The organism is Croceitalea sp. MTPC6, assembly GCF_036985525.1.
In the GTDB taxonomy this organism is placed as follows: Bacteria; Bacteroidota; Bacteroidia; order Flavobacteriales; family Flavobacteriaceae; genus Croceitalea.
In genome coordinates this window covers 473,183-480,255 of record NZ_BTGR01000003.1, presented here as the reverse complement: position 1 = coordinate 480,255, position 7,073 = coordinate 473,183, and the positions used below count along the sequence as shown (strand labels likewise).

Genomic DNA, 7,073 nt, shown 5'->3' with positions numbered 1-7,073 from the left:
GGATAGTTCCATTGCACGAATTCTGGATATGGTGCAAAATGCAACTGCCAGAAAATCAAAGACCGAATTGTTCATTAGAAAATTTGCACGAATTTATACGCCTATTGTTGTATTCCTCGCCATCGGACTTACGTTCCTACCTTTCTTTTTTGTAGATGACTACGTGTTTAGGGATTGGCTATATAGAGCATTGATATTCCTCGTGATTTCGTGTCCTTGTGCGTTGGTCATCTCTATTCCTCTCGGCTATTTTGGCGGTTTGGGTGCGGCATCGCGCAATGGTATTCTTTTTAAAGGTGCATCCTTTTTAGATGCAATGACCCAAGTAAACACGGTCGTAATGGACAAAACAGGAACCGTTACCAAAGGGGTTTTTAAAATCAAAGAAATCAATTCCATCACATTTGAGGAAGCCGAATTTATGAAGTACTTGATGGCAATGGAAGAGCAATCTACCCATCCTATTGCAAAAGCGATTCTCGAATACAAAGCAGACGGTTCGGATTATGAAGCGACTGATGTTTCAGAGGTTGCTGGAAAGGGATTGAAGGGAACAGTTAATGGGAAAACGGTGTTGGTAGGCAACAAAGCTTTGATGACTTCAAACAACATAGAAGTTCCTTCAGAAACAGATGGTATTGTAGAATCCATCGTAATGGTATCCATTGATGGAAATTTTGCAGGTTATGTAACCATTGCAGATGAATTGAAGGATGATGCGCACCAAGCCATTAAACAAATTAGAGATGCAGGGATTTCAAAAATCATAATGCTATCAGGCGACAAAGATTCAATTACACAACAGGTTGCAAAAGAGCTGAACATCGATTGGGCAAAAGGTGGGTTGTTACCCGAAGATAAACTGAATGAGGTGGAAGAGCTCAAAAAGCAACCCGAAACCAAAGTTGCATTTATTGGTGATGGTATTAATGATGCACCCGTTTTGGCAGCAAGTGGTGTAGGTATTGCAATGGGTGGTTTGGGTAGCGACGTTGCTATAGAAACAGCCGATGTTATCATACAGACCGACCAACCCAGTAAGATTGCAAGAGCGATTAAAATTGGTCGTTCAACGCGAAGAATTGTCTGGCAGAATATTGGGCTTGCCTTTGGTGTAAAGGTTATAGTCCTCATTCTCGGGGCAGGTGGTCTCGCAACAATGTGGGAAGCCGTTTTTGCAGATGTAGGTGTTGCGCTGCTTGCTATCCTCAATGCCGTCAGATTGCAGAAAATGAAGTGGCAGGATTCTTAGAACGCTTATTACGGCCGAGCAAATGAAAGTAGTTTCAAATAAATTAAAGCTATCTTTATAAGTCAGAATAAGTCTTAATCAATGATTCACATTTTCACAACAGGTGGCACAATCGAGGGGCTGGACTATATTGATGATAGTGGTATAATGTCATCCGACGTAGGGATTGAAGATTTTTTGGATAAAGCAAATATAAATTTTGAATATACCATAGAAGGTGTTTTCAAAAAAGACAGTCGTGCCATAACAGATGATGACAGAAAGTTGTTGGCGAGCAAGATAAAGGAAACTAATGCGACTAAGATACTGATTACCCACGGTACTTTCACAATGGAAGATACTGCAAAATATATAGGAAAACTCAATTTGAACAAAACAATCGTTTTGGTTGGGGCTTTCATATTAGGTTCATCTGCAGAGACAGATGCACCATTTAATTTAGGGTATGCAATTAGCTCTTTACAGCTTCTAAAACCGGATGTTTATATTGCTATGAACGGACAAATTTTTAATTGGAACAATGTTTCCAAGAATTTAGAAACCAACAAATTTGAGCGCAATGAGTAGTAAAATAGATGTTTGGTACTTCGATACATTGGACGACTTTTTTCTATCTATTAATAGATACGTTCATAGTATTGCTTACACTCTACTTTTCCAGAAAGAAAACGCGTAGTAGTCTAAGGCGTTTCCTCTACCTCGGAATCTTGTTTGTTGCTTATAATGCTACTGGTGGTTTTTTACCAATTGACAACTTCCCAGGTCCTTTTATTTTGCAGTATATTATTACCTATGGTGTTGCCATCGCCTTGTGTGTTTATATCGTTTATTATCTCTACAAAGAGTACGATATTGTCGTTTTAAAATTCAACTCATCCATAAGAAACCTTGCTATACTCGCAAGCGTGAGTTTTGTAGTGCTGTTTCTTATCCCTTATTTCCTGACAGATTCACTTAATTCTGCACGTTTTCTATTTACCATTCCTATATCTGCTGTCGCTTTTGTTTTTCTGTTTATTTTCTATCGTCGCATATCGAATCCCAGCAATCCAAATCCTTTCATAGTAAGACGAAACAAACTCTCAATGGTAAGTGTAGCAAGTATTGCCCTGTTACCTATCTGCACAGTCATCGGCGACTATCAATGGATAACATTTACCGTAATGAACTTGGCTTTCTTTGCCATAACCGCCATTGAAGCAGATAGGTATTTGTACTTCATAGAAAACAATAACCGAATGTATGAGGTCTTTGCGTTGAAGAAAAAACAACGTGACGAATCGGTCGAGCGCAAAATCATCTATGAAGATTTGACCCGTAGAGAAGTCGAAGTGGCTTTGTCAATTTTAAGTAATTTAAGCTACAGAAACATCGCCAAAGATTTATTCATTGCAGAAAGTACCGTATCAAAACACGCATCAAATATCTTCAAAAAAACGGGCGTAAAGAATAGGCGTGAATTTTTGAAGCGATTTCGGAAGAAAAAGTAAGTAAATTGAGTTTATATAAAAACCACTATTTGCAGTACCTAACAAATAATCCGTAGAAAAATACGGACTATTCCGTAATTATATACGGCACGTTTTCCTTGTACAATTACAAAGTAAAGCTACTTTACACATAGTTCCCTAAAATACAACAATGAGCCACAAATTTTATGTTCCGTGACTTTCATTTACATCATTTTGTAGGACTATGACAACCACCAATAAATCGTATCAACTAAATCCCATTTCTATGGTTTACAACGTTAAAGTTCCTGCTTATGAATTCGCAATTACAATCAAAAAAATTATTAAAGGATCTGGATGAGTTTAAAATTCAGAATGGAAATATTTTAGAACAGGCATATCTTTCCATCAAAGCCTGTCGCAAACTATTGAGTTCTTACAAAAAGGAAATCATTGACACTAAATTTCAGACGATACAAGATGAAATAAATTTCTTTAAAAAGGTAAAGCAGGTTCCTCTTATAAGGCTCATCTACTTTTCAGAAATACATTCCTTTGAGATTCAACTTCCAAAGGGCGATAAGGATGCCCAACTAAAATCGATTAAAAAGAAAATCAGCAAAATAAATCGCTTTTTCCTGTACAATATCGATTTTGGACGTTATGTAAATTCCGGTGCTACCCATTTTGACAAGGAATACTACACCAGAGATTATCTCGAAACATTCCATATAACAACTTCCAAATTTTACTTTCAAGACCCAGAGTTTTGCACACCAAGGGATATGCTACTTGGCAAATACAAGGCGTATGATTTGTTAGTGATATATTTGGATGAAAAAAAGCATCGAATTCGGAAAGGATTGAACGGCAAATTAAATGGTGCTAAACCAATTGAAAAGATACATTGGCCATTTTCAAATACAGATTATGTTGAACTCGTTTATGCACTCTGCTCAAAGGGATTGGGCAAACAGGATAATCAAGCCATAATGCAGGTTTCCAAAAAAATGCAACAGCTTTTCGATATTGAGCCAAAGGACATCTACAAAACCTATCAGGACATCAAAAACCGCAAGAACAGTAGGACACTATTTCTCGATGAGCTTTCCACCTCGTTACTGATAGAAATGGACAAAAGCGAAGAATAACAAGCTATTTTACTGTTAACAAAAGACCGTACTACGGTTGACCTACGGTCTTTTTATTTTGGAAGGCGTCTTCATATAATTTGATATGATTTAGCACACCGTTTCCACTTTAGAAGCACCATAATACTACAAAACCCATCAAATTTCAAAATGTTAAATTTTGACCGTAGTACGGTCGTACTGGGGAATAAAATCCAATAAACCTATTCAAATTTGTAGAACGAAAGTCAAATCAGGTCAGGGACTATCATTTAAAATCATAAACCCAGATAGTCCCTTTCTTTTAAAACCGTTCTATTATGCCAACAAGTATTATTACCACAGACGACCTTCGGGAATTCAAAATGGAATTGCTCGATGACATTAAACAATTACTTACCAGACAAGCCAGCGGGAAACTCAAAAAATACCTCAAATCTTCTGAGGTTATGGACTTGCTACAAGTAAGTCCAGGCACTTTACAAAATCTTCGTATCAATGGCACATTACCATACACCAAGGTGGGTGGCATTATCTATTACGATACCGAGGAAATTCAAAAAGTTATGGATGCCAACCGTGTGCACCACGGTCTAAATTCTTAAGCGATGAACTATATAAAGCTACTTAATGCGGCTTTTGAAAAGTTCTATTTTGATGACCGCCTTAACCCATCCCATATCAGTTTGTATATGGCGCTATTCCAAGAATGGAACAGTTGCCGCTTTATGGATGAATTTTATGTAAACCGTCGCGATTTGATGCGATGTGCTAAAATAGGTTCTAAGTCTACATATCACAGATGCATCGTCGAGTTAGATTCTTGGCAATACTTAACCTATTTCCCTTCCAACAATCCCTACAAAGGCAGCAAAATAAAGATGGCCATTATTGGGACAAGCGATGAACCGGTTGTGGGACAGTACAATCCCATTTTAGAACAGCTTGCGGAACAGTACCATCCCAGAGGTGTACCGCTTGAGGGACACCACCATCCCAAAAATGGACAGGTTGCGAACCAGCACCGTCCCATAGATGGACAAGCATTGGTATCTAATACAAACAATATCAAACAAGAAAACTATATAAAACAACCAAAGGGCTGGCAGGCCGTTTTTATTTTTTTTGAAGAAAAAGGTTTTGATGCTGATGAAGCTAAAAAATTCTATGAGCATTACCAGACCAGAAATTGGCAAACTGGCGATGGCAAGGAAATCAGAGATTGGCGAGCCGTAGCCATCAACTGGATGGACAGAACCGAAATATTCGACGAGGAAAACAAACCAAACAAAAAACAAGCGTCCCAAATCAAGGACAACTTGCGAACCACTAAAAACAAAGATTATGGACAACCCCTCTAAAATAACCGAAGGTGGCGTGGAATATTCGCTCGGAAAATTTCATGGTAAAAGTGTGATCTATGATTTTCCAAAAATCTTGATTTACCTGAATGCCAAAGGCAAACTTTTGTTTGGCGAAAAGTTTAGGATATATGATGAAGACAAGGATATTTTGCTGAAGCTCTGTTCCTACTTCATCAAGGATAAAGACAACTGTGAGACTTATGGTATTGACATTGACAAAGGCATTCTACTTTCCGGACCCGTTGGCTGCGGCAAAACCAGTTTGATGAAATTGTTGCGCCATTTGGTTCCACTACAAAGACCTTACGAAATGATTCCCTGCCGGAATGTAACCTTCAGTTTCAACCATCTTGGGTTTAAAACGGTTGAAGAGTATGGTAATACCAAATTTTACTGTTTTGATGATTTAGGTGTGGAACCATCTGGTAGATTCTACGGAAAGGATTTGAACGTAATGGGCGAAGTGCTCTTATCCCGATACGAGCTTTACTTACAAACCAAACACAAAATCAAGACGCACGCCACAACCAATCTCAATGCTGAAGAACTGGAAGAACGCTATGGTAATCGTGTGCGTAGCCGAATGCGAGAACTTTTTAATTTGATTGCTTTTGATACTAAAGCTGGGGATAAACGGAAGTGAATTTAAGGTATGGCTTTTTAACAACAATTTTTATTTTCTTGAATCGGCGGACAAGCCACAGTACCATAAGAACAGAATACACAACAATCCCCTTCTTTTGGTTTCAGAACCGTTTTGCAATTCTCACATTCATAAAAGAATTGACAGGCGGTGGTTGGCATTTCTTCAGCCTTTTTGTGGCCGCATTCTGGACAGGTAATCGTAGATTTTAATTGAATCTTCATTATTCTATTATTTTGTACCCCGTGCTTTCTATAGCTTTTCGGATTGTGGGCAAATCGGTTTTGGTCTTGTCAAATTCCACTATGGTATTAGCATTTTCGTAGCTGGCTTTGATAGAAATAATTCCGTCCAATTTATTGACTTCGCTTTCTACGTGTGCCTCACAACCTGCACAGGTCATTCCAGCGACTTCAAAAGTCTGTTTTTTGATATTGGATTGAGAGACATAGACGATATCCTTGGCGGGCTGTGCATAAAATAGATTGGAATAGTACGGGAAGGCCAGCATCAATGCGGCGAATAGTGTTACTATCAATAAGAACCGTTTGGATTGCCAAAACGATGGTTTCGCATCATCTTCACAGGCGCAATCTATTTCTTCCTGTGTTTTCGGTCGTAGTTTCTGGTACCAGGCAAAGACCAAAACAATAATGGTCAAGCCGATAAGATAGGGTCTAAATGGCTCGACCCAAGAGAATGTAGATGCAATTCCGCTTGTTCCAGCAATTAATGCCAAGACAGGGGTTATACAACATATTGATGCTGCAACTGCGGTAAAAATGCCGGTATAGGCCGCGGTATTTGAAGTTTTATTCGGTGCCATAATGTAAACTTTCTAAGCTGTTTTCTTTCTTGCTGAAATTGAATTGAAAACTCCATTCAAAACATTGTCCTCACTCTTTACCAGCGAATAATACAATGTTTGCCCTTCACGTCTCGATGTAATAATTCCCGCATCCTTCATTTTACGGATATGTTGGGATACGGCAGGAACACTCATTTCAAGAATGTCAGCAATATCGCAAGGACACAGTTCATTCTCTATGTTCAATAGAAATAGAATTTTCAGTCGTACCTCGCTTCCCGCAAGAGACAAAATTTTGCTTATTGCTTCTAAGCTACCTGAAGAATTCTCTATGGTTTCCTTACATCTCGATATTTGCTTCTTGTCTGCTTCGTTCCGTGTACAGGTTATTTCCAAGCTCATCTTTTTTGATTTAAAGTGGCCAC

10 protein-coding genes are annotated in these 7,073 nt (G+C 38.5%); 7 read left to right on the top strand and 3 right to left on the bottom strand.

The features are described from left to right. From AACP56_RS08905 to AACP56_RS08875, 7 genes are all read left to right on the top strand, one after another. The coding region (locus tag AACP56_RS08905) for a heavy metal translocating P-type ATPase (RefSeq protein WP_339339039.1) at nucleotides 1-1,252 on the top strand (1,252 nt) is incomplete at its 5' end. An 81-nt stretch (nucleotides 1,253-1,333) separates the two neighbouring features. Continuing rightward, entirely contained in the window at nucleotides 1,334-1,819 is a 486-nt protein-coding gene (locus tag AACP56_RS08900) for an asparaginase domain-containing protein (RefSeq protein ID WP_133642529.1), read from the top strand. An 8-nt stretch (nucleotides 1,820-1,827) separates the two neighbouring features. Further along, entirely contained in the window at nucleotides 1,828-2,742 is a 915-nt protein-coding gene (locus tag AACP56_RS08895) for a helix-turn-helix transcriptional regulator (RefSeq protein WP_339339041.1), read from the top strand. Nucleotides 2,743-3,017: 275 nt separating this feature from the next. Continuing rightward, entirely contained in the window at nucleotides 3,018-3,854 is an 837-nt protein-coding gene (locus AACP56_RS08890) for an RteC domain-containing protein (RefSeq protein WP_133642531.1), read from the top strand. A 299-nt stretch (nucleotides 3,855-4,153) separates the two neighbouring features. After that, the gene (locus AACP56_RS08885) at nucleotides 4,154-4,438 is read left to right on the top strand and encodes a helix-turn-helix domain-containing protein (protein WP_047550478.1); all 285 of its coding nucleotides are present in this window, start codon (nucleotides 4,154-4,156) and stop codon (nucleotides 4,436-4,438) included. A 3-nt stretch (nucleotides 4,439-4,441) separates the two neighbouring features. Further along, on the top strand, nucleotides 4,442-5,194 hold the full coding sequence (locus AACP56_RS08880) for a hypothetical protein (RefSeq protein ID WP_133642532.1): 753 nt from the start codon (nucleotides 4,442-4,444) through the stop codon (nucleotides 5,192-5,194). Next, entirely contained in the window at nucleotides 5,178-5,840 is a 663-nt protein-coding gene (locus tag AACP56_RS08875; protein ID WP_339339043.1) for an ATPase, read from the top strand. The genes AACP56_RS08880 and AACP56_RS08875 overlap by 17 nt, the downstream gene beginning before the upstream one ends. Nucleotides 5,841-5,857: 17 nt before the next feature. Here AACP56_RS08875 and AACP56_RS08870 read toward each other — a convergent pair whose 3' ends face one another. From AACP56_RS08870 to AACP56_RS08860, 3 genes are read right to left on the bottom strand one after another with little or no spacing between them, the layout of a single operon-like run. Beyond that, nucleotides 5,858-6,064 carry a GDCCVxC domain-containing (seleno)protein gene (locus AACP56_RS08870; protein WP_008610941.1) on the bottom strand — a complete coding sequence of 69 codons (207 nt, stop codon included), beginning with the start codon at nucleotides 6,062-6,064 and terminating at the stop codon, nucleotides 5,858-5,860. Continuing rightward, nucleotides 6,064-6,666 carry a mercuric transport protein MerTP gene (gene merTP, locus AACP56_RS08865; protein WP_008610940.1) on the bottom strand — a complete coding sequence of 201 codons (603 nt, stop codon included), beginning with the start codon at nucleotides 6,664-6,666 and terminating at the stop codon, nucleotides 6,064-6,066. The genes AACP56_RS08870 and merTP overlap by 1 nt, the downstream gene beginning before the upstream one ends. Before the next feature lie 12 nt (nucleotides 6,667-6,678). After that, the gene (locus tag AACP56_RS08860) at nucleotides 6,679-7,050 is read right to left on the bottom strand and encodes an ArsR/SmtB family transcription factor (RefSeq protein WP_339339893.1); all 372 of its coding nucleotides are present in this window, start codon (nucleotides 7,048-7,050) and stop codon (nucleotides 6,679-6,681) included. Between the last annotated feature and the right edge of the window lie 23 nt (nucleotides 7,051-7,073).

Bases quoted from the DNA above. Each gene is read 5' to 3' on its own strand.
- AACP56_RS08900 (WP_133642529.1), top strand. From the start codon at position 1,334: ATGATTCACATTTTCACAACAGGTGGCACAATCGAGGGGCTGGACTAT.
- AACP56_RS08895 (WP_339339041.1), top strand. From the start codon at position 1,828: ATGTTTGGTACTTCGATACATTGGACGACTTTTTTCTATCTATTAATA.
- AACP56_RS08890 (WP_133642531.1), top strand. From the start codon at position 3,018: ATGAATTCGCAATTACAATCAAAAAAATTATTAAAGGATCTGGATGAG.
- AACP56_RS08885 (WP_047550478.1), top strand. From the start codon at position 4,154: ATGCCAACAAGTATTATTACCACAGACGACCTTCGGGAATTCAAAATG.
- AACP56_RS08880 (WP_133642532.1), top strand. From the start codon at position 4,442: ATGAACTATATAAAGCTACTTAATGCGGCTTTTGAAAAGTTCTATTTT.
- AACP56_RS08875 (WP_339339043.1), top strand. From the start codon at position 5,178: ATGGACAACCCCTCTAAAATAACCGAAGGTGGCGTGGAATATTCGCTC.
- AACP56_RS08870 (WP_008610941.1), bottom strand. From the start codon at position 6,064: ATGAAGATTCAATTAAAATCTACGATTACCTGTCCAGAATGCGGCCAC.
- merTP (WP_008610940.1), bottom strand. From the start codon at position 6,666: ATGGCACCGAATAAAACTTCAAATACCGCGGCCTATACCGGCATTTTT.
- AACP56_RS08860 (WP_339339893.1), bottom strand. From the start codon at position 7,050: ATGAGCTTGGAAATAACCTGTACACGGAACGAAGCAGACAAGAAGCAA.